The following is a 21,126-nucleotide window of genomic DNA, read 5'->3' as shown; positions in this document are numbered from 1 at the left end:
GGACGAAATGATGCAAATCATGAAAACCGTCGTGCGTTTCGCCCGCCGCGACCATCTGGCCGCTGTCGGCGGGCTGGTCCTCCTTTTACTGCTGTTCCTGGGAGGCCTCGGTCCCTGGCTGCCGTTGGGCGATCCGGACCAGATCGGTGCCGGTCCGCGCTTCGCTGCACCGTCATGGGCGATGCCCTTCGGGACGGATGAACTGGGCCGCGACCTGCTGCCACGCATCGTGCGTGGCATCCGCGCGACTTTCGTTCTGGCGCTGGCATCGGTCTGCGGGACCGCCATTCTGGGAACACTCATCGGGCTGTACGCCGCCTATGTGGGTCGCTGGGTCGACACCGTGATTGCACGGGCCATGGACATCATGTTCGCTTTTCCGGCGCTGATGCTCGGCCTCCTGGTCGCTGCCGTGATTGGTCCGGGAAGTATTTCTGCACTCGCGGTGATCCTGTTCGCCACGCTGCCTCTCTTCGTGCGGGTGGTGCGCTCGGTCACGCTCGGCATGGTCGGGCGCGGCTTCGTGACCGCCGCCGAGGTGGCGGGCGCCTCGCGCCTGCGCGTAATGCTCGTGCATTTGCTGCCCAATGTGCTGGGCGCGGTGCTGGTGCAGTTCACCTACGCAGTGTCGATCGGCATCCTGATCGAAAGCGGGTTGAGTTTTCTGGGACTCGGCTCACAGCCGCCGGAGTCTTCTCTCGGCGCTTTGCTGCGTCTTGGTTCGGTGTACCTGACGATCGCGCCCTGGCTCGCCCTGTCGGCGGGTGTGGTGCTGGCGCTGTCCATCGTGGCTGTGAATCTTCTGGGCGACGGACTGCGCGATGCCCTCGAACCTCTGCGTGGGAGGCGGCTTTGATGAACAGAACGACAACACCGCCGTTGCTGGAAGTCACGGACCTTGTCATCGAGTTCGGGGACGCATCGGGGGCCGCACATCGCGCGCTGGACGGGGCGACGCTGTCGGTGCGCACCGGCGAAGTACTGGGGCTGGTCGGGGAAAGCGGCTCGGGCAAAAGCACGCTGGGCCTGGCGGTGGGGCGGCTGCTGGCGGACAACGCCGGCCGGCCCGGCGGCGATCTGAAAGTGAATGGCCAGTCGGTCTTCGCGCTGGACGATGCCGCCATGCGTGAACTGCGTCGTCGCACACTCGGCTTCGTTTTTCAGAACCCCATGGTCGCGCTGGACCCGACCATGCGCGTCGGCAAGCAAGTCGCGCTGGCGGCCGGCAGCAAGGCGCCGGTGCGCGATCTGCTGACACGTGTCGGTCTACGCGACATCGAGCGCGTCGAGCGCAGCTTCCCGCACCAGCTGTCGGGCGGCATGGCGCAGCGCGTCGTGATCGCAATGGCCATTGCGCGCGGGCCGATGTTGCTGGTGGCCGACGAGCCAACGGCCTCCCTGGACGCGACCCTGCGCGAGCAGATCTTTGCGCTGCTCGTGTCGTTGCGCGATTCAATGGAAACAGGCGTCGTGCTGCTGAGCCATGAACTGCGCGCCGTGGCCCGTCATTGCGACACGGTCGCTGTGATGTATGCCGGCCGTGTGGTCGAGTATGGCCCGGCGTCCGTGGTCTTCGGGCGGCCTGCACATCCCTACACGCAGGCGCTGCTCGCCGTGGCGCCTGGAAGGGAAAAACTGGGCGAGGTTCTGGCTTCAATTCCCGGCGCGCCGCCGACGCTCAGCGGCCGCAGCGAGCATTGCGCCTTTGCCGATCGGTGCGGGTATGCAGGCGCTGACTGTCGCTCACTGCGCCCCGAACTGCGCGAGGTCGAGGGGCGCTCGGTCGCATGTCACCGCGCCGGCGAGTTGGCTCAATTCAAGGAGGCCGCATGACGGAGCCCGTGGTGTCGCTTGAGGACGTGGGCGTGACGTTCATGACCGGGCCGGTTTGGAACCGACGCTGTGTCGATGCGGTGCGTGACGTGAGTTTGAGCATTCGCGCTGGCGAAACACTCGGCGTCGTCGGAGAAAGCGGCTCCGGGAAAACAACGATGGGCCGGCTGCTGCTGGGCTTGCAGGCTCCCACGCGAGGCGCGGTGCGCTTCCTCGGTGATGTCGTTCCCGCCTCGCGTCGAGCCCGGCAACTTCTGCTCGCAGGACGCATGTCGGTGGTATTGCAGCAGCCGGAGTGGGCCCTCAACCCTCGACTTCGCCTGGGCGTTTCTGTGGCAGAGCCGCTCGCGGTAACCCGTGCGGGAACGCCGCAGGAGCGCCGCGATCGCGTGGCGCAAACACTAGCGCTGGTCGGCCTCAACCCGGGATTTGCGCAGCGTTTCCCACATGAGCTCTCTGGCGGTCAGCGCCAACGGGTGGCGATCGCGCGGGCGTTGATCACGCAGCCCCGGTTCCTGGTATTCGATGAAGCAGTCAGTGCGCTTGACGTGTCCGTGCAGGTGCAGATCCTCAACCTGATCCGCGACTTGCAGCAGCGTCACGGCTTTGCGGCGCTTTTCATCTCCCACGACCTGGCCGCCACACGCTACGTATGCAGCCGGATCGCGGTGATGCGCTCGGGCGAAGTGGTCGAGATCGGCGATGCCGCGCGCTTCTACGAGAAACCGCACCATGCATACAGCCAGGCCCTTTGGCAGGCTGCGGCGTAAACACGAAAGACCCAAGAAATGAAGAACGATGTGAAAGTTGAGCAAGACCTGGTTCCGCGGCTGTGGCAAGGGCCGTCGGACGGCCGGGCGCTGTCCTTTGACTTTCCTCAACTGAGGATCGGCATTGCGGAGTACGAAGAGGGGCCCACCGGTTGCACGGTCCTTCATGTCGAAGGAGGTGCCGACTGCGAGGTCGATGTTCGCGGCGGTGCGCCGGGCCTTCTGGGCGGCTACCCGCGCGTGGATGCGATCAGCCTTGCGGGTGGCTCCCTGTACGGGCTGGAAGCGGCCACGGGCGTGACATCGACAATGTTGGCCGAGCGCGATGGTGCCGTGGGGTGGGGAAAGATCGCGCTGGTGTCCGGTGCCATCATCTACGACTTCGGCGGACGCACCAATTCGATCTATCCGGACAAGGCGCTCGGCGCAGCCGCCTACCGGTCGGCGCAGGCCGGGACATTTCCCCTGGGGGCGCGTGGCGCGGGGCGCTCGGCTGCTGTGGGCAAGTTCCCGGCCTATCTCGACTATGAGCGGGAAGCCGGCGGCCAGGGTGCCGCGTTCGCGATGGTCGGCGGTACACGGGTTTTCGTGGCCACCGTGGTCAACGCGCTGGGCGTGATCGTCGACCGTCAAGGCCGGGTGGTGCGCGGCCTGCGTCACCGGCGCACGGGCGTGCGCCATCATCCGCGAGATGTGCTGGTGCCTCCGGCCCCGGCCGCAGCTGATGCGCCCGTCACACCGGGGAACACAGTCGCCACGACGGAGAACACCACGCTCACTGTCCTCGTGACCGATCAACCCATGCCGTCGTTGCTGTTGCGACAACTCGGCAGGCAGGTCCATTCATCGATGGCCCGCGCCATCCAGCCATTTCACACGCCGCACGATGGCGACATTCTTTTCGCTCTGTCCACAGGAACGGGAACTGCGTCGGTCGATCCTTTCGTGCTGGCCGAAGCCGCATCGGACCTGGCGTGGGATGCGGTTCTTCAAGCGGTGGACTTGTGACCGCCTCGAATCTCGCCCGACTTCGACCTGTCTGCTCCCCATTGCGCAACCGACTCCCAGGACAACAATGAATCGTGAAGCTCCCCTCCGCCTGCTTCTGGCTTGCTTCAAGCATGAAACGAATACCTTTTCGCCCGCGCCAACGCCGCTGCGGCGATTCTTCCGTGACAGCGACACGCCACTCGTTGGTGATGCGGCAGCGACAGCCCGGCGAGGTACGGGCACAGGAATGGGCGGCTTCCTTGAGGTGACCGATCGCGAGGGCTGCGAGATCACCATCGCCGTGGTCGCGGAGGCGAGCCCGAGCGGGCTGGTCGAAAGCGAGGCTTACGAGCGGATCGTGGGACTGATCCTTGACGCTGCCCGGGGCAAGATCTTCGACGGGATATTGCTTGATCTGCACGGGGCGATGGTTACGGCCGAACACGAAGACGGCGAAGGGGAGCTCTTGCGCCGGCTTCGCGAACTGCAGCCGACAGTTCCGATCGGTGCTGCGTTCGATATGCATGCCAATCTCTACCCCGAGATGGTCGAGCGGCTGACGGTTCTCAGCGGATACCACACCTATCCGCACATCGACATGGCTGGGGCGGGCCGACGAGCCGCAGAACTGCTGGTGCGCACAATCCGTGGAGAAATCCATCCCGTCCTCGCATGGGACAACCGGCCGATGCTGCCGCACGTCATGCGCCAGGGCACGCATGCGGAGCCCAACCGGTCGCTGCAAGCGCGTTGCATCGAACTCGAGCAGTCCGGGACTGTGCTTGCCGCCTCCGTGTTTACCGGTTTCCCCCATGCAGACATCCGCAACGCCGGCCTCTCGGCTGTGGTGTGCACGAATGCGAACGCAGAGCAGGCCCGGCAAATGCGCGATGCGCTGCTGGATCAGGCATGGGAAAATCGTTCGGCCTTCCTGTACAAGGGGCAGCCGCTGGCGGAGTCGGTGGCCCGAGCGAAGTCTTCGACGGGGGGGCCGGTCGTCCTGCTCGATCACTGCGACAACAGCGCATCGGGGGGCACCATGGACACCACGGGTGTGCTTGCCGAGGTGCTACGCCAAGACCTTCAGGACGCGGTGTTCTATGCCATTCGCGATCCGCAGGCGGTGGAGCGGGCGATCGCCGCCGGTGTCGGAAACGAACTCACGCTTTCTCTCGGCGGCCTGAGCGAGCTGAGGTCCACTGGGGACGTCAATGCACCGATCACCGTCTCAGCGCGCGTGCGCACCATCAGCGATGGCTCGTTCCGCCTGCGCGGCCCTATGATGGCCGGCGTGGCCATCTCGGCGGGCAAGACTGTCGTGCTTCAAGTCGGTGGTGTCCAGGTCGTGGTGACATCGCTTGCCACTGAGCCACACGACCTGGCGTACCTGATGTCGCTCGGCATTGACCTCGATCGAACCAGGTACTTCGCATTGAAGAGCCGGGTGCATTGGCGAGCCGGCTTCGGCAGCCTGGCGCAAGACGTCATCGAATGCGACAGTGTCGGCGTGACGACGTCGGACTATTCGAAGCTGCGCTTCGAACGCGTGCGGCGTCCGATCTATCCGCTCGACGAGCTCTGAGAGCCCATCGGAGCACTCCTGGCAGCCCGATTAGGCCGGCGAGCTCAGCTACGGTAAGCGCGCGGTGAACCCGTCTTGACGACGGCGTGGATCAGGAAGCCGTGGTTGGCAACCAGCGATGCGGCAGCAGCTCTGTAATGCGGCTTGGCCGGGTGCGTAGGAAGCCGCTCAAGAACATCCTTCAGGTACGCGTGCGGCTCGTGGCCGTTCAGACGCGCCGAGTGCACCAGGCTCATGACGCCGCAGCTCGCCGGCCGGCGCGCAAGCTGCCGGCGAACAGCCAGTTCTGTCTTCCAAGCGCAATCGGCCGGATCTGGTTCTCCACCCGGTTGTTGTCGGCCGGCAGATTCGCATCGTCGATATAGCGTGTGAGCGCCAGCCAGCGCTTCAGGCTGTAGTCGATGGCCTTGGCGGTCGCCGAGCCCTCGGGCACCTTCTGCCGCTGCGTGGTGAGCCATTGGTGGAGTGCATCGGCCACCTTCCGTGAGCGCTCCTGGCGCACGCGCTTGCGGTCTTCCGGTCCCAGTTCGGCCACGACCCGCTCAACCTCGTAGAGCTCGCCGAAGAACTTCAAGGCCTGCTCACCGATCGGGCTGCCGTGGTTGGCCCACAGCTCATGGAACTTGCGCCTGGCATGCGCCAGGCAGCCGGCCTCGGTAACGCCCAGTTCGAAGCACGCCTTGTAGCCGGAGAAGTCATCGCACACTAGGGTGCCGCGCCAGCCGCTCTCGCCGCCAAGCCCAAGGAAGGCCCGGGCCGGGCGTGATCGACGAAAAGCTGCTCATCCAGTTGGCGCTGGCGAACATGGGGCGGCGCGGGTTTACCTACACCCACTACCTGCCCACGCTGGCGAACCGCGTTGCTATCCAGAGGGCCAACCAAATCGGCGTCACTGTCAACCTGAGCGCGGAGACGCTTGCCCAGGCCGATGCTTATGCCGCGCTCGGAGTCGCGCCCGTCGTAGTCCTTCTGCCTGCCGGAATGACCAAGGCTGTTCGGACGCCTGCAGGTCGTCACGTCGTCGTGTGCCCCGCCAGCCTCGGCAGCAGCGATTGCCTGAACTGCGGCATTTGCCAGCAACGCGATCGGATCGCCATCATGGGATTCCCGGCGCACGGGAGAGGCGCAAGGCACGTCCAGGCGATCTTCTTCGGGCGGCAGGTCTAATGAAGGCGACCCATGCCGTCAGCGAAGCGGCGGGACAGGAAGGCGCACCAGCGCTTGACGAAGAATTCCTTCTTCTCGTGGACCGTGTCATGCTGGCCCGCAAGCAATGTGATCCGTATCAATTGGAACAGGTCCATCGTGCTGCAGCGGAGGAGACGCGGATCGCCAACCTTACTGCTCAACATGAGTCCAACGCGAAGCACCGCGGTGATCTCGGTAGAGTCTGATGCGCGATACGACCTTGACGGATATTCGAACCAAATCAATGCTGAACAAGCATTGAGACGCCTGAAAAGTCCTCCTTGGTTTCGCCTTCTCGGCGAGCCTCGGGGGACTCCGTCGCAGGTTTCATTTTTTTGATTGCATGGGTGCAAGAAGCTTGAGCATCGAGGTTTGGTGATGTGATAGCGCGCCAGTGTGTGTGACACTTGCCACCAGTCGTTCAGCAGCAGTATGGGTCGTTGAAAAAATAAGGAAGAACGCTGACGACAGCCGTCCCTCTGCCCAGCGTATGCTTGCGCCTTTTCCGGTTTGAAAGCTCCTATGGCAAAGACTTATCTTCAGGTTCAGAAGCAGATTGAGCAATTGCAAAAGGAGGCTGAGCAATTGCGCAATAAGGAAGCCGGCGGCGTTCTCAGTCGCATCAAAGAAGCTATCGCGGTGTACGGTTTCACCGCTGCTGATCTTGGCTTTGGCAGATCAACCGGAAGAGGTGCGGTGGTGAAAGAAGTCACCGCGAAGAAGGGGCGCAAGACCAAGAAGTTGGCTGCAGCCAGCGGTGCACCGAAATTCAAGGACGATCAAGGCAATGTCTGGAGCGGCCGTGGCCCACGCCCTGCTTGGTTCAAAGCAGCACTCGAGGCGGGCAAGTCGGCCGAAGAGCTGCTGGTGAAATAGTTGGCCTCATCAGAATGCGGTACAGGATGATCGCACGCGCCGACACCCCAGTTGGGCCCCGTGCGTGAGCGTGGCGGAAAAAGGTGCAGGAGTTCCACGCGAAGCACGCGGCGAGGTGAGCGGGCAAGAACCCAGTATCCACAGGATCCTTGCGGCGCGCGTTGCGCGAGGTCCTCAAGGTCCTATATCCGCGGGTCAAAAAGCGTCAATGAATCGGCGCACCAGTCGCCGCTTGCTTATAGCGAGAGGCACAGGCTGCAATCCTCCATGTGCAGCCTCGCACTTCGCGCAGGCAATCACCACCGCCGTTTCCTCCACGGTGCCGAGGCCATCGTCATCAAACAGGTTGACAGCGATCAGGTACACGGGTTGCCAATTGTTCCTTTTGAGGTGAGTCTGCCCGCAGCTTGTGCATAGACGAACGCCCTCGTAGTCCTCTATGTCATGGCAGGCGAAACCACGCTTTTCCAGATCCTTACGGGCAGCGTTGACTCCGCACTTCATGCAGTACGACTTCAGCACGCGGGCGTTTCTCACCTCCAAAGTGCTTGGCGGGCCAGGTTTCTGAAAGCGTTCTTCATTGCGGTGCAAGTTCACGTGAATATGACCGATGAGCGCTCCGCAGTTCGAGCAGTGCTTCGAAGGGACTTTATGCCAATATGGGGACATGTTGTTTTCCTGGAGTTGAGGTTCTGAGAACCGACCGGCGCAGGAGGGCTCATTGGCTGGGGCCTTTGCGCGAAGGACCAATGGTGGTTGTCAGCGCTGCGGCCTGCCGCCTTCCTGCTTGATAGAACCGCTCGATGAACAAGAGCTCAGCGACGAACTGCGACTTTGCGCACGAGAAAACCTCATTGCATTTCGTTTGGTCATCGGCCCGAGGCGACGCTCAATGCAATTTGGGGTAAGAATCTGGCGATGCCTGCGACTTTCTAGTATTGACAGAAATACTCCATGGCTCGGTTCGGATGTGCAATCGATCGGTTCCTTCAACAGCGAGATCGCTGTCATGCCATATGCAGACCGGGTAAGAATTTCCCCACCTCTTCTATTCGGCCTCAGATAGACAACTAGAAAATGCGGTTGCCAAGCCTCAATGACCTGCTCGCGGCAGCCGCATCAGCGTAAATGGCGATGAAGTTTGTCAGTTTGGAGAACGACAGACATGAGAAAAATGCAGATGCTCCAACGAGCAGATCGTCAGGTTCGTCACGCAGCTTGAGGTTGTCCATCATGGAGCCGTGCTGCGAGGCCGACTCAGCGACGCCACCTTCTACGACTCGCGCGCTAAGCACGTGCCAACCAGCGGCGGGTCCCTTCTGTCCGGGCCTGGAATATCCGTCCGCCGCTGCGAGGGGCCCGCTACTCCGATGGCACGCGCCTACTTTCTTCCGGCGCCCGCTCGCCGCCCGGACGTGTCAAGGACTCTGATCATCTTCCGACAAATTGGCAAGCAATTGCAAATTCCAGGAAAACCGACGAGTTGCGTTAAATTTTAGTCTGTGAGCGAAGTCGATGGAGTAATTTTTATGCGACTCATAACTCCTATGAAAGTCCCCGCTGAAATTTCAAGAATTCTTTCGGTATCGAGGTGGGATTTCAATGAACATCACGCATCGACTATTGCTTCCTATGGAATCCAAAATAATCTATCCATCCCTGTCGAACTGGAGGCAGGAGAAGTTGTCCAAACAACTTCCTTTTCGAGAGCATTCATCGGGCCATTTGAGCTCTGATGATTCAGAGTTGCACGAAATCTACAGCACCCTGGATCTCACTCATCATGTTGAGTTCGAAGAAAAGGATCAGAAGACCAAACTGCTGATCCATGAAGACTATGAGAAGCTGACCTCCTTCGCTCGAATCGAAAAAATGGTGGAGGAGCTACAGCTGTCCGACGAACTGGCATTCAACATCATGCTGACGAAACGAGGCAATTTGACATTGGAGAACAAAGCATTTTCGAGGTATTACTACGATGCCAAGACGGTCTTGGAGGTGCACGATGAGTCGTATTTCTATAGCCCGAGGATGCAGGCCTTCTTTGATTCTTTTTCGTCGCTGGCCATCGATCCAAGGACGTTTGACCTGGGTCTCCCTCTGCAGATCTGTCCGGCGTCGGGGTGGCGTTACGCAGACCTCTTTAACGCGCTGCTCGAGGCCATTCGAGCGCATTGCGGAACAAGTAAGTACCGTGCGCGCCTGAGAAAGCACCGGCACAACTGCAAACGTCCTGAGGGGCGTTTCCTCATGTGGGAAGCCGAATTGTTCCGCAGTCGGTCGCGCCATCTGATGATTTTGGTGCACCTCGGATATCACCGTCGACACCGCCAGCAAGTGACGCCGGGCCTGATCCAGACTCATTTGGATCGCATGCTGGATGCGCCTTCACATCCGGTGCTTGAGGGCATTCGGGACTATGCATGGAGGATCGAGGAGGGCAGGCGTACAGGGTTGCATGCCCACCTTCTGCTTTCCTATGACACCGAGCGCAACAACGGCATCGCGGTAGCGCGTGAAGTAGGTGAGTATTGGAAGATCCATGCAACCGATGGCATGGGCAAGTACTGGAACGGAAATCGGGATGGCTGGATCCGGCGTTCCAAAGAGGCCGGTGCTGGGTTGGGAACGGGCAAGATCGATCACGATGACTTGGCGGCACGGACCGGGCTGCGCAAGATCCTGAGATACATGGCCAAGGCCGATCAGTACCTGACGCGCAAGAGCGGGCCCAAATACCGGTCCTTCGCCTTGAGTAAACCCGAAGAGAAAAAGGTCCAGGGGCGACCGCGCCGGGGTCAAGCAGTCTAGGCAGCGTCTGTCATAGACGCGTTGGCTCCAATGTCAGGCGCGTCGCCGACCAAGTCAGGGCGAACGGCGCCCGCGATGGGAGCCCCGTTCGCGTTGTAGAGCCCCAGACCGCCGTCCTGATCTCAGCCTCTGATTCCAACCCCGGTTCCTTGCAAGAGATGCATGGGTCGCCGTGCATCTCCGGTCATTCTCGAGCGAAATTGACTTGAGATGGCCGAACCAAGGAGACATATGTGGGTGGAGGCCTGCTATTTGGCTATTTAATAGCCAAATAGCAGGATCTCACGAGCGTGGCAGTTCGCGTCCAGGCCAGAGCCAAGACTTGCCGCGCGCGTCTTGAGGGTGGCCTTTAGCGGCCTTGGCTTGCTCTACCCGACGTAGCATCCGATCCCGTTGCGGGTGGTATAGAAAACGAACACCTGACTCCAGTTCTTCCGGCCGAGGAGCGGGAGTGTGATTGGGAATCCAGTAATGCAGGTTGACGTACCAGCTGCCGCCGCTTTCATCCCAAACTTGTAGCCTTCCCAAGATCGCCAGCTCCAAGACGATGTTGAGAAGCTTGTCGACTTGCCGAAGGCGTTTGGGCGCATACCTGGCCAGCTCAGCGCCTTTCACTTGACCGTTGGTCTGCATCCAGCGGTGGTGGTGCTTGAAGATGCTTTCCTCTAGATCCAGGATGTCGCGCTCCATCTGAGTCAACGGCGCGAAGCGCATGCGGTACTGGTTCAGGTGCCAAGCAACAATCTTTATGGCACCCATGACGACTGATGCGTCGATCTTCCCCGAGTCACCTTCGAACTCATGCATGATGGCGGCCAGCCGCGCACAGTTCTCTGGCGCTTTAGCCGCGGCTCCCCGCATGAAATAAAACCAGCCTCCCTCAGCCAATTCCTTTTCGACCGCATTTGAAAACCAATCGAGATGCTGCTGTGCCGAAGATGAGAATTCTTTGATCTTTTGAGATGGATATTCATCGCTAACATATTTTGCGAGCAGCTGCCGGATGCGTAGGTGATAGGATTCGGCGGTGTCCAGATAGGCGTTGACAAATTGGCTAATAAAGCGCGTTCCCTGTTTTGATGGAGGGTTGGTATAGAGCCACCTGCTTGAATTTCCACTGGCATGGGTAAGTTGACCTTGCCGGTTCAGGAATTGCTCTAACACGCCGGGCTGCACCTGAAGGTAAACAGTCAGGCTGGCTCCATACACTTCTGTGCGCCCTCGCCCCATTCGATCAGTGACACCGTCTCCTGAATCCCAAATCGAGTTGATCATCGCGGGATTGCTCAATGCCCCGGAACTCAGGATTACACCGCCTTCGTCCGAGACCAGCCCCGCATATCGGTACGTTTCTCGGAGATGCCTGGCAACTGCAGGCGCCGTGATATCGGAAATCAGCATCCGAGGTCGCCTGCGCTGGACTGGTTGCAGCTTATCGTGATCTTCAAGTCGATCCTCTAGCTCTTTCGTGTCGACATTTTTGACCGCGCCTTGGCCAATTGAGCGCAGCAGAGATCTTCTTTTTGCGTCCCATATCGATTTTTCGCGAGCGTGCTCTTTGGCATCGCCTGCCTCAAATCTGAATTGCTGCTTGTCGAAAACACGATGCTCACGCAAGGCAATTTGATCGTTCGCTGTCTTGCGCTCCCCACTGAGAGCCTCCACGATGAAGATCATCCCCACAGGCGAAGGTGGGGCATCGCGCCACTTGACCTTGATCAAGCCCTGAGTGGCCAACGTACAGCCCGCCAGCGCCGAGACCGCACACATTGGAAGTGGGGACTTGTTCGTTTCGTGGATGTACTTCGCGAGTACTTTGATCGTCGGGGTTAAACCGTCGAGGGGGTAGTCATCAAAATCAGAGGTAGTCACGATCTGGATTTCATTGGGAGTGGTCGGGCAATCAGCTAAGGACAGCCGAAGGCAGTGCGAACCGGGTGAACTGCGGATCGCCGTGTGCAGCAGGAAGCGAGACGAGGGGCGGGGTGAGACCGGTGGCGAACGCAAGCTTGCCAAACGCTGGCACGCGTCGCCCGGTCTGGCGCGGAGTTAAGCAAGTCTGCTGGTCGTCGTGAAAAGCAGTCAGCGTTGCTTCGGAGGGCGAGTGGCGATCCACGCGTCGAGTTCGTCTTCTCGATAGGCTATGGAACTTGGGCCGATCTGCACGGGTTTCGGAAAAGTCGCATCGAAATACTGACTCTTCGGGTTTTGTCGTTCATAGAAGGTCGAGCGGGAAAGGCCGGTGCGGGAAATGGCTTCCTTGCCGCGTAGGAGCCTCGAACTGGACTTTGCTGGAGTCGGCGTTTCTGAGTGCGATCTCGGCGCCACCACCACTGCTGCCGCAGGAGCGCCATGCGATGCGTTGCTGTTGGCGATCGCGCGTTCTTTGATCTCGAAACCGGATTCCAGGCAATACCGGACGGCATCCACGCGGCGCAGATATGTCCCTGGCGCGGGGGAGAGCGCTTGTGTCCGGGCCGCAGTAAAGATCTGGAGCTTCTCCCGGGCCACCCAGGTCTGCAGGTCCTTTAGACGGTGCGCACATGCGTCTAGCCAGCGTTCTCTTTCGGGCGATATCAATGGCTTGAGAGCTTCACTTGAGAGGGCTGCAACTTCCTCTCGCCTACGCTGCATGATCATTTGCCGCGCCGAATATGAGCGTGGGTACAAACGCCTGGAAACGAACTCATCTGTCCAGGCTACTCGCGTCTCGGATGAAGGCAACATCTCATCGATGCGACCGACCAGCGCATCGGCGATCGAAAACGTCAGCTCGCTGCAGGTTAGGAAGTCCTTGTCGGGCAAATCGACGATCCGAGCCTGCAGCCCGGAGCGACTAGGCGCGTCAGATTGTTGGTCAGTAGGGGGCGACAAGCTAGGAGCGTTCATTGGAAGGGATGTCTCACCACATACTCGTATGCATCTGCGATTAGAAAGATTCTAGAGGCGGGCCAAGGAAATCGGCGGCGTGTTCGTCAAGTGCGGCGTGAGCCAGGAAGCCGACGGTCAGGTCGCCGTGGCGGCCGCCCTCAAGCTCGGCAAGCTGGTCGGCCTCGTCAGCTCTGCCGGCATCGCCCCGGCCGAGAAGACCATGGGCAAGAACGACCCGCACGCACTGGCCGCCTTCGGCGAGGCCGTCACGGTCAACCTGATCGGCAGCTGCACGGGCACGAATCTGCTGACTGCCAGGCTTGGTGCGGCATTAGGCAGTGCCTTCGGTGCATCGATTGGCTCGGGCCTACGCGGCTGGATCTCCGCGTCACGCACCCAGCGACGCAACAAGTTCGCATTGATACCGAAAGACATCGCCACAGCCGCCATCGACATGCCGGGCTGCGCAGCCAACGCAACGGCGTTGGCCTTGAACTCGCCGCCGTGCAGGGGGCGCCGCCGATCGCCTGTGTGCTGAGGAGAGATAGTGTTCACGTTTCCACCAAGTCTTAGTGGACACGAGCATCCTTTGCTCCTAACGCCGATTGAAGACGGGTTCACGGGACGCTTACCTCAGGGAATCTCAAGCAGAAGGGTGCCTGGGAGACATTCGGCCTTTGGGGCCGAATGCAAGTGCGTTGCCGCGTTCGATCATTGCCTATGTTTGCGGCGCGAATGACACTGCCGATGGACCTGCTGACCTTGTGAGTCAGAGGGTACTTAGAAGTCGGTTTGTTTTTTCAAAGTGATGCTGAAAGGCCCGGGAGGGCTCGGCGCGTTGCACAGGAGCTTGAATATGGTTGACGAGGTTTTTGCCAAGAAGTGGTACCAGTCGTGGCTTGACGCCTGGAGTTCGAATGATTCCCGGACATTGGCGCCGATCATTTCCGAGGACTTCATCCTCCGCAGCCCGACCACCGCCCACACCGGCTGGTTCGTCCAAGGTCGGGACGCCGCCGTTGCCTACTTGAAATACGTGATGGATGCGTACCCTGTTTTGGGATGGGAAGCGCACGGTGAGCCGATGTTCGCCAAACATCAGCCGACGGTGTGCTTCCCCTGGCGCGGCTGGGGTACCTTCTCCGGCGTGCTGAACCCACCGGGCATCAAGGGCACGGGCCGCAGTTTCGAGTTCTTCGGCGTCGAGGTCTTCGACTTCCGCGACGGGCTGGCTACCGAGCTGCGTGCGTCCTACGATCTGCTGGGCTTGATGAAGCAGATCGGCGTGTACCAGGGCGCGACGAAGTGATGAACGCAGCCTCGAGGAGTTCGTGTGCCGAACCGCGTTGCTGACATCGTTCGGCGACAAGCCGTTGCCCAGCCGTCCAACATCGCGCTGGTCGAAGCCGACACCAGCATGACCTGGGCGCACCTGTACGAGCGATCGTGTGTGGTGGCCAAGGCGCTGATCGCTGCCGGCGTGGGGCCGGGCGACCGGGTAGCCATCATCGACAAGAATGGCTGTGTGTTCTTTGAGGTGCTGTTCGGCTGCGCGCTGAGTGCCGCGGTGCCGGTACCGATCAGCTGGCGGCTGTCGGCCGCGGAGCTTTCGGCCACGCTGGCCGACAGCGAAGCCAAGGTCATCTTCGTCGGCCCCGATTTCCTCGAGGTCTGCAGCCAGCTCGACGGCGAGCTGCCGAAGCGGCCGGTGTTCGTTTCGCTTGCGGATGAGAGCGAGGCATCGCCTTGGCCGCAATGGCGCACCTGGGCCCAGGGCCCGTCCGGCGACCCGATGATCGATGCTGGCGACAACCCCACGGTGTTGCAGCTGTACACCAGCGGCACCACCGGCTCGCCAAAGGGCGTGCTGGTGGACCAGCGCAATGTCTCGTGCCTATTCGACAAGGTGCTGGGGGCCTGGTCGCACCGTGCCGATGACACCAGCTTGGTGTGCATGCCGCTGTTCCACATGGGCGGCATCGGTTATGCGTTGGTGGGCATGGAAGCGGGTTGCCGCTCCGTTATCGTGCGCGAGTTCGATCCCGCCACCGTGGTGGGCTTGCTCGAGAAGGAGAAGATCACCTTCGCGTTCTTCGTCCCGGCGATGCTGCAGGTGATGAGTGCCGTGCCCGGCGCGGCCGACCGCCGGTTCTCGCTGCGCCGCGTCCTCTATGCGGGTGCACCGATCGCGCGCGAGAACCTGGTCCGCTCGATGGCCGCTTTCCGTTGCGACTTCGTGCAGGTCTATGGCCTGTCCGAAACCACCGGGGCGTTCTCGCAGCTGGAGCCAGAGGATCATGTGCTCGAGGGCGAGCGTTCGTACCGGCTGTTGTCGGCCGGCAAGCCGTATGCGTGGGTCGAGGTGAAGATCGTCGATGCAGCCAGCGGCGAGGAATGCGCGAGGGGCGAGGTTGGCGAGATCTGGTCGCGCTCCGCACAGTCGTGTCCGGGCTACTGGCGCAACGACGCCGAAACGGCCAAGCTGTACGGGCCCGACGGCTGGTTGCGTACCGGCGATGCCGGCTACTTCGACCAGGACGGCTTCATCTTCCTGACCGACCGCATTAAGGACATGATCATCTCCGGCGGCGAGAACGTCTACCCGGTCGAGGTGGAGCGGGCGATCTCCTCGCATCCCGACGTGGCCGATGTGGCCGTCATCGGCGTGCCGAGCGAGAAGTGGGGCGAGACCGTCAAGGCCGTGGTGGTGCGCAAGCCCGGGTCGACGGTGGATGCTGCGGCCATCCAGCAGCATGCCCGCCAGGTGCTGGCCAGCTTCAAGTGCCCAACCAGCGTCGACTTCGTCGAGGCCCTGCCACGCAGCGCCACCGGCAAGGTCCTGAAGAAGGACATGCGGGCACCGTATTGGAAGGACAAGCAGCGCCAAATCAACTGAGAAACGGGCCGCACAGTGCGGGGCCGGACGTGATTGAGCCGTACAAGCTGTGGTCAGGCCTGTGCTCGGTGCTGGTGCTCTCCTGCCTGCGCAGCCACGAACAGGACCTGATCGTCGACCTGGAGCGGCGCTACGTGAACCGCCGCCAGGCCGCGCACTTCCGCCAGGGCATCACCAAGCTCGGCCTGGACGACGAGGCCAACGAGGTGCGCCGCTGCGCCAAGTACCATTACTTCTCGAACACGCTCGGCGCGCTGCCGATGCACTACGTCGAGGAGTCGCCCACCAAGGTGTGGATCCGCTACTTGGCGTCGTACTGGATGGGCGACAGCCCGTCGCATCCCGTGGCCGGGCCTGCCGTGCGATGCGCGGCCTTCGGGCGCGCACCGTACCTGGGCTGGCATGCATGCCCGCGAGGGCGGCAGCACCCTCCCTGTGAGCAACAACCCGATGGGCCGGGCGCTCAACACCCGGATTGGGCGCGCCGACGCCCAGGCCGGCATGGTCGAGTTGCTGTACCAGCGCGGCGACATGTTCCTGCAGGGCGCCGGTGTGCTGCAGGGTGGGGCGGTGACGGTCATGGTGGACTTCCAGATGGCCTTCTGCGTGCCGGTTGCGCTGCCGCAGGGCCAGTCGTGCACCACGGTCAACCTGAACGTCAATTTCCTACGTGCGGCGCTGCCGGGGCCCCATGTCGCCTTCGGTGAAACCGAACGCCGGGGCCGCCCGGTGGCCTACGCGCGTGCACGCCTGCTCGCCACGGGCGACATGGAGTGCCCGATGGCCTCGGCGACCTCGGCGCTGCTGATTCTCGGCTAGGGCCCGCAACGGGTGCCACCGACCCCTCAGCCGATGAGGGGTGTGTTCCACACCGTGATTGACCTCGTTCTCGACCCGATCGAGTTCTGGTAAGGTAAACGTCCGACAAGGTGGGCTTTTAGGTCTGCTCACATGCCCGTGAATCGTGAGGACAACGCCCTCCAAGGGCACAGGCCGATGCGGTGAACCGCCTGCCGGTCCACTGCTCCGTTACCGGGCCTGAATCCAACGCAATCGGTATTGCTCACATGGAAAACGGTCTTTTTCTAGGCGCCTTGGGGCAGATGCCCGGTGCGTCGGGCCTACCGAACATGCCCAGAACCGGTAGCCCAGAACCGATGGTAAGCACGGCGCTGGTGCAGTGGATGGCTCTTGGGTTGTCGCTGAGGGGCCTGAATTCGACGGAGCTGATGCGCAAGGTGCGTGTCGACGAAGGGGCTTGGCGCCATGAAGGTGGCCAGATTTCTTTAAAGGACTACACGGAGCTCTTGCGTGGGCTGATTCGCGAGTTGAATGATGAAGCCTTGTGCTTGCTGGCTCGCCCCTTGAAGCCCGGTGCCTTTGCGTTGCAGGCTCGGGTGGCCGTAACTACCAAGACACTCGAAGAAGCATTGCGCTATGTTGTGCAGGCCTTCGGCATGTTGCATGACGATCTGCGCTTCGTAGTTGAGAACAACGGATCCACCGTCGGCATTAGGCTGGATTTCATCAATGAGGAATTGCGGCCGATTCCTCATGTTCATGTGCACACCTTGTGTGCCTATTCACAGTTGTTTGCCTGGCTGGTCGGCGGGCGTCTCCCGCAGCTTTCCTTCGAATTCAGCTTTGAACCACAGGCGGAACGCGCAGGACTAGCGCCCATGTTCGCTGGTGATCTGCGCTTTGGTATGCCGTCCAGCGCCATCCGTTTCAACTCTGAAGGGCTGCGCATGCCGGTCTGCCGCGACGGAGATGCGCTGCAGTCGTTTGTTGCGGATGGGCCACTCTACCGAGGCCGCGAGGGTGGTAGCGAGCGCATCGGCCGCCGGGTGCTTGACCTGCTGATGACACCGCAGCCGCTATGGCCTGATCTCGAAGTCACGGCCAGGATGCTATGCATGTCCGCAAGTACGCTACAGCGCCGGTTGGCCCTCGAGGGAGCATCTTTTAAAGTTATCAAGGACCATCTCCGGCGGGATATCGCGGTGAAACGCCTTCGCGGTAGTGACGTCTCCATCGTCAAACTAGCCGATGAGTTGGGCTTTGCCGATGCGGCATCCTTCCAGCGAGCTTTCAAGAACTGGATGGGCGTTCCACCCGGTGCCTACCGCCGGGCTATCGACTAGCGGGTCTTTCTCGCCTTACGGGGCTGCGGCCGCGGTCCTGTCTGCGCGACCTTCCTGACGCCGCGACCTTCTGACGGTGGTCGACACCTTGTGTTTGCGGTGGCCCATCCGATGCGAAAGGCAATGCGATTGACCCGATCCGTTATCGCTCAAACCCCCCGCCTCTCTAGCATCGCGCTGTTGCAGCTTCGCTTTGATTAATGCCCGATCGGGTGCCGCAAGCCGCCCTGGCGGCGTCGGGTGTGGGCGTACTCCAGCGCCATCCATCGCAGGCTTCGGAGTGCCCGTCATTCGACGACGTGTGCCGCCGTTGAAACGCCCTCCTTGCTGCCGAAGGAGTAGAGCACCTTCTGTTTGGAGACACCGCACTGCCAGGCGATGCCCTCGAGCGCCGACGCCGCGAATCCCACGGACGCTAGATGCGCCGCGGCGTGGCGCAAGATTTCGTTTTTCGTCGAGTCGTGCGCTGACTGCCTTCTACCCACTGGCCCCAGCGTTCATTCCAGGCCAAACACCGCGAACAGGGCACTTCTGGCGGCTGTCGCAGTGGCCGGCGACATGCTTCGGACGTCGAAACTATTCAGCGCACCGAACAGGATCCGACGAACGACCCGAGCCTGCGAGTTCGCCGCCATGAAACCGTCCCGCTGCGCTTCCCGAATCAAACCGTTCCAATAGTCCGTGTACGCCTTGTTCTGGCTAAGAAACTGGCCCTTAACTGCCGGGGAAACCTCCTCGACGATGCGGATAATGGCAGACCCGTAACTCTCGTGGCCACGCAGTGCCGAGATGTGTGCGTCCATCGCCGTGCGCAGGCGTTCAGCCGCCGTCGCCTCTGGCGCCAGCGCATCGACGGCGTCAACCACTTCCTTCATCGTGCGGACCACGCCTTCCTTGAGCACTTCACTGATCAACTCGTCCTTGGAGCCGAAATGGAAGTACAGGCTGCCCGCCTTTATGGAGGCGGCCTGTGCGATCTCCGCGAGGCTCGCCGCCTTGTAGCCGCGTTCGACGAAGACGTTCGCCGCCGCATCAAGGATCCGCTGGCGGGTCTGGGCGGACTTGCTGGCGGCGGGAACTTCTTGCGTCGGGGGTGCGTTCATGCGTACAGGCTACTCTGGTCCGGATTCGTCGAACACGATCGCCGCGAGGCGATGGGGAACACCACCTCGCTGCGCGACCGCGCGCAGATGGAACGCATGGTGAGTCATCGACGCCGACCACGCCCGGACGATCGCATCTTGAAATGCTATCGGCATTCCGGCGCGACCGGCAAACAGGCCGTCGCCTAGCAGCGCAACGCGGACCGTCGATCCCGAATCCTGCCGCTCGGAATTTTGCCCAGCCAGTGTCGCGACATCGATGAAGAACGCGGCGGCATCATGCGGTGTTTGGATTGCCGGAAGCGACAAGGAAGCTGGCAGCTGTCCCCAACGCGCAGTCAGCGCTATGCGGAACGCGTGCTCGATCAAGGCTGCAGCGGCCACAGGCCCGAAAAGCTCGCCGAGCACCAGCATTCTCTCCATGACCGCCTCGATGGCAGTTGACGACAGGGTTTCAGGCTCAATGTCGCTAGGCTTCAAAAGATGCGGGCCGATCGCGTCGAGCAGGACTTCCGGCAGCGGGCTGCCGTTGCGGTCATAGCGATACGCTGCGTCCCCGACATCCGCTTCGCGGAAGTAGCCGGCGTCGACAGGATCACCGTCCGAAACGGCGTGTGTCTGGACAAAGCACAGCTCGCCGAACGCCACTGCCGTTCCGGCGTGCGATGCCCGCAACCTCGCTGTGCCCAGCTCCGATCCCAACGCTGCCACGGCAGTCGATGCGCAGAGGGGGCCATCACCGATCCAATGCGGCGGACCGTATGCGAACCAGGCCCTGCCACCAACTTCCATGACAAGAGGGTTGAATCCCTGGCGTCGATCGGCGAAAGCCTGGGCGGCGATGCAGCGCGCGAGGGCGCCGTCGGAAGGTGCAGGTTCGAACACAGCCAACTGTTGCCGGTGCATGCGCTTCAGCGCCTGGATTTCGGCTTCAGCCGCAGCCTGCTGCCCGTGCGTCCGCAGGGTCGACAGCACCAGGGCCGCTGAAACTGAAGACCAGAGCACTGCGCTGACTTTTGCGGAGTTCATTTCAACCACGTTGACGCCCCTTGATGATCCATGTCCTTCCGTCGGGGCCGGCACCGGGCTCGATGCGGCACCCGATGCCGAACGTGTGCAGCATCAAGGCATCTGACCAAGCACGCGCGAAGCCGTCGTCCACGGCAGCCTCATAGGTCTCTATGGTTCGCCAGAAGCGGTTGGTTGAGATTCTCAGTTCGGTACGGCCCGGCGAGTCGTCCACCTGCACGGAGTCGCCGGAAAGCTGAGCGACGGCTGCGACGAAGCGCGCCGCGTCACTGACCGACCCGATCGGCGATCCGAGCAACTCGCGCGCCATGGCATGCGATCTCTGAATCAGCACGGTCCGGACAGCGCTCTCCATGATCGAGGCGGTCTCGGTAGCGCCGACCATTTCAAACAACGTGGCGCACCTGCTCGCAGTGAAGTCGATGATGTAGTTGCGCAGAGCGCGAGCGCGACGCTCAGCCGGCCACACCGCATGCGGCAAAGCCGGCGCTTCGCTCGGCACGAATGGTGGCCCCCACTCCCCTATCCGGCGGAAATAGCCCTTACCGGGAGGGACTGCTTCGTCGTGCAGCGTGAAATAGCCAGCGTCCCAAGGGTCGCCGTCACAAAGGCTTTGAGTCTGCACGAACACCAAGCGGTCGTTGCCAAGGAACGCGCCGTTGTTTGCGTGCCAGCCGAGATAAGGCGCGCGCCCGAATGCAGAACCGAGCGCGGCTGGGCCGGCACTGGGATGAAGCGGGCTGTCGCCCATCCAGAATGGCGCTAGATAACGAATCCAGACCTTCGTCGGGGATTCCTCCACGTAGTGCATCGGCAATGCGCCCAACGTGTTGGAGAAGTAGTGGTAGCGGGCGCACCGCACGACGTCGTGCAATTCGCCATCCAGGCCAAGCTTTTTCATTCCCTGAAGGAAATGGCTGGCCTGGTGACGATTGACGCTACGGCGCTCGAGTTCGACGATGGTCTCCTGCCCATGCCTGCGCAGCGTGGTGAACACCAACGCTGAGCAGATGCCGGTCCACCACTCGTATGC

General features: G+C 61.6%; 21 protein-coding genes and 3 pseudogenes. 14 read left to right on the top strand and 10 right to left on the bottom strand.

Going from position 1 to position 21,126, the window contains the following annotated elements; all coding sequences use genetic code 11:
* Nucleotides 1-19 precede the first annotated feature (19 nt).
* From AC1VNX_RS25085 to AC1VNX_RS25065, 5 genes are all read left to right on the top strand, one after another.
* Nucleotides 20-856, top strand: a complete 837-nt coding sequence (locus AC1VNX_RS25085) for an ABC transporter permease (protein WP_483160341.1) — start codon at nucleotides 20-22, stop codon at nucleotides 854-856.
* Nucleotides 856-1,833, top strand: coding sequence for an ABC transporter ATP-binding protein (locus AC1VNX_RS25080; RefSeq protein ID WP_483160340.1), 978 nt, complete (start codon nucleotides 856-858; stop codon nucleotides 1,831-1,833). The genes AC1VNX_RS25085 and AC1VNX_RS25080 overlap by 1 nt, the downstream gene beginning before the upstream one ends.
* On the top strand, nucleotides 1,830-2,603 hold the full coding sequence (locus tag AC1VNX_RS25075) for an ATP-binding cassette domain-containing protein (RefSeq protein WP_483160339.1): 774 nt from the start codon (nucleotides 1,830-1,832) through the stop codon (nucleotides 2,601-2,603). The genes AC1VNX_RS25080 and AC1VNX_RS25075 overlap by 4 nt, the downstream gene beginning before the upstream one ends.
* 18 nt (nucleotides 2,604-2,621) lie before the next feature.
* Complete coding sequence (locus AC1VNX_RS25070) at nucleotides 2,622-3,611, top strand: P1 family peptidase (protein WP_483160338.1); 990 nt, start codon at nucleotides 2,622-2,624, stop codon at nucleotides 3,609-3,611.
* 67 nt (nucleotides 3,612-3,678) lie between these two features.
* Entirely contained in the window at nucleotides 3,679-5,175 is a 1,497-nt protein-coding gene (locus tag AC1VNX_RS25065; RefSeq protein ID WP_483160337.1) for a M81 family metallopeptidase, read from the top strand.
* 91 nt (nucleotides 5,176-5,266) lie between these two features.
* Here AC1VNX_RS25065 and tnpC read toward each other — a convergent pair.
* A pseudogene (gene tnpC, locus AC1VNX_RS25060) lies at nucleotides 5,267-5,947 on the bottom strand (IS66 family transposase); the annotation flags it as partial.
* Between the two features lie 32 nt (nucleotides 5,948-5,979).
* On the opposite strand from tnpC, the gene AC1VNX_RS25055 reads away from it, so the two are divergent.
* The 3 genes from AC1VNX_RS25055 (at nucleotide 5,980) to AC1VNX_RS25045 (ending at nucleotide 7,239) form a co-directional block, all read left to right on the top strand.
* On the top strand, nucleotides 5,980-6,342 hold the full coding sequence (locus AC1VNX_RS25055; RefSeq protein ID WP_483162010.1) for a DUF7227 family protein: 363 nt from the start codon (nucleotides 5,980-5,982) through the stop codon (nucleotides 6,340-6,342).
* Complete coding sequence (locus AC1VNX_RS25050; protein ID WP_354425581.1) at nucleotides 6,342-6,569, top strand: hypothetical protein; 228 nt, start codon at nucleotides 6,342-6,344, stop codon at nucleotides 6,567-6,569. Before AC1VNX_RS25055 ends, AC1VNX_RS25050 begins: the two co-directional genes overlap by 1 nt.
* Before the next feature lie 316 nt (nucleotides 6,570-6,885).
* Nucleotides 6,886-7,239 (top strand): H-NS histone family protein, encoded by a 354-nt coding sequence (locus AC1VNX_RS25045; RefSeq protein ID WP_483160336.1) that lies wholly within the window; start codon nucleotides 6,886-6,888, stop codon nucleotides 7,237-7,239.
* A 195-nt stretch (nucleotides 7,240-7,434) separates the two neighbouring features.
* Here AC1VNX_RS25045 and AC1VNX_RS25040 read toward each other — a convergent pair whose 3' ends face one another.
* The gene (locus AC1VNX_RS25040; protein ID WP_483160335.1) at nucleotides 7,435-7,836 is read right to left on the bottom strand and encodes a hypothetical protein; all 402 of its coding nucleotides are present in this window, start codon (nucleotides 7,834-7,836) and stop codon (nucleotides 7,435-7,437) included.
* Nucleotides 7,837-8,309: 473 nt separating this feature from the next.
* Complete coding sequence (locus AC1VNX_RS25035; protein ID WP_483160334.1) at nucleotides 8,310-8,474, bottom strand: hypothetical protein; 165 nt, start codon at nucleotides 8,472-8,474, stop codon at nucleotides 8,310-8,312.
* A gap of 367 nt (nucleotides 8,475-8,841) precedes the next feature.
* Here AC1VNX_RS25035 and AC1VNX_RS25030 point away from each other — a divergent pair, with 367 nt between their 5' ends.
* Nucleotides 8,842-10,050 (top strand): hypothetical protein, encoded by a 1,209-nt coding sequence (locus AC1VNX_RS25030; protein ID WP_483160333.1) that lies wholly within the window; start codon nucleotides 8,842-8,844, stop codon nucleotides 10,048-10,050.
* Nucleotides 10,051-10,332: 282 nt separating this feature from the next.
* Here the strand turns inward: AC1VNX_RS25030 and AC1VNX_RS25025 are convergent, their stop codons facing one another.
* On the bottom strand, nucleotides 10,333-11,922 hold the full coding sequence (locus AC1VNX_RS25025) for a YfjI family protein (protein WP_483160332.1): 1,590 nt from the start codon (nucleotides 11,920-11,922) through the stop codon (nucleotides 10,333-10,335).
* Between the two features lie 210 nt (nucleotides 11,923-12,132).
* Complete coding sequence (locus AC1VNX_RS25020; protein WP_483160331.1) at nucleotides 12,133-12,855, bottom strand: helix-turn-helix transcriptional regulator; 723 nt, start codon at nucleotides 12,853-12,855, stop codon at nucleotides 12,133-12,135.
* Between the two features lie 145 nt (nucleotides 12,856-13,000).
* Between AC1VNX_RS25020 and AC1VNX_RS25015 the strand changes: the two are divergent.
* Nucleotides 13,001-13,210 (top strand): annotated as a pseudogene (locus tag AC1VNX_RS25015) (3-hydroxyacyl-CoA dehydrogenase); the annotation flags it as partial.
* 110 nt (nucleotides 13,211-13,320) lie between these two features.
* On the opposite strand, the pseudogene AC1VNX_RS25010 reads toward AC1VNX_RS25015, so the two are convergent.
* A pseudogene (locus tag AC1VNX_RS25010) lies at nucleotides 13,321-13,371 on the bottom strand (hypothetical protein); the annotation flags it as partial.
* A 406-nt stretch (nucleotides 13,372-13,777) separates the two neighbouring features.
* Between AC1VNX_RS25010 and AC1VNX_RS25005 the strand changes: the two are divergent.
* From AC1VNX_RS25005 to AC1VNX_RS24990, 4 genes are all read left to right on the top strand, one after another.
* Nucleotides 13,778-14,230 carry an ester cyclase gene (locus AC1VNX_RS25005; RefSeq protein ID WP_483160330.1) on the top strand — a complete coding sequence of 151 codons (453 nt, stop codon included), beginning with the start codon at nucleotides 13,778-13,780 and terminating at the stop codon, nucleotides 14,228-14,230.
* A 24-nt stretch (nucleotides 14,231-14,254) separates the two neighbouring features.
* Nucleotides 14,255-15,817, top strand: coding sequence for a long-chain-fatty-acid--CoA ligase (locus tag AC1VNX_RS25000; protein ID WP_483160329.1), 1,563 nt, complete (start codon nucleotides 14,255-14,257; stop codon nucleotides 15,815-15,817).
* Nucleotides 15,818-16,219: 402 nt separating this feature from the next.
* Nucleotides 16,220-16,636, top strand: coding sequence for a PaaI family thioesterase (locus AC1VNX_RS24995; RefSeq protein WP_483160328.1), 417 nt, complete (start codon nucleotides 16,220-16,222; stop codon nucleotides 16,634-16,636).
* Between the two features lie 182 nt (nucleotides 16,637-16,818).
* Nucleotides 16,819-17,961: an AraC family transcriptional regulator gene (locus AC1VNX_RS24990; protein ID WP_483160327.1), complete on the top strand. Its 1,143-nt coding sequence runs from the start codon at nucleotides 16,819-16,821 to the stop codon at nucleotides 17,959-17,961.
* 287 nt (nucleotides 17,962-18,248) lie between these two features.
* Here the strand turns inward: AC1VNX_RS24990 and AC1VNX_RS24985 are convergent, their stop codons facing one another.
* The 4 genes from AC1VNX_RS24985 to AC1VNX_RS24970 are packed head-to-tail and all read right to left on the bottom strand — an operon-like array spanning nucleotide 18,249 to nucleotide 21,090.
* Nucleotides 18,249-18,401, bottom strand: coding sequence for a TetR family transcriptional regulator (locus AC1VNX_RS24985; RefSeq protein WP_483160326.1), 153 nt, complete (start codon nucleotides 18,399-18,401; stop codon nucleotides 18,249-18,251).
* Between the two features lie 57 nt (nucleotides 18,402-18,458).
* Nucleotides 18,459-19,064: a TetR/AcrR family transcriptional regulator gene (locus AC1VNX_RS24980; protein WP_483160325.1), complete on the bottom strand. Its 606-nt coding sequence runs from the start codon at nucleotides 19,062-19,064 to the stop codon at nucleotides 18,459-18,461.
* A gap of 9 nt (nucleotides 19,065-19,073) precedes the next feature.
* Nucleotides 19,074-20,093, bottom strand: a complete 1,020-nt coding sequence (locus AC1VNX_RS24975) for a hypothetical protein (protein ID WP_483160324.1) — start codon at nucleotides 20,091-20,093, stop codon at nucleotides 19,074-19,076.
* Nucleotide 20,094: 1 nt separating this feature from the next.
* Complete coding sequence (locus tag AC1VNX_RS24970) at nucleotides 20,095-21,090, bottom strand: hypothetical protein (protein WP_483160323.1); 996 nt, start codon at nucleotides 21,088-21,090, stop codon at nucleotides 20,095-20,097.
* Between the last annotated feature and the right edge of the window lie 36 nt (nucleotides 21,091-21,126).

It is taken from the genome of Variovorax sp. TLI9-5A, from assembly GCF_056867935.1.
Note: the sequence above shows the minus strand (reverse complement) of the source record. Positions and strands in the feature narration are given on the sequence as shown.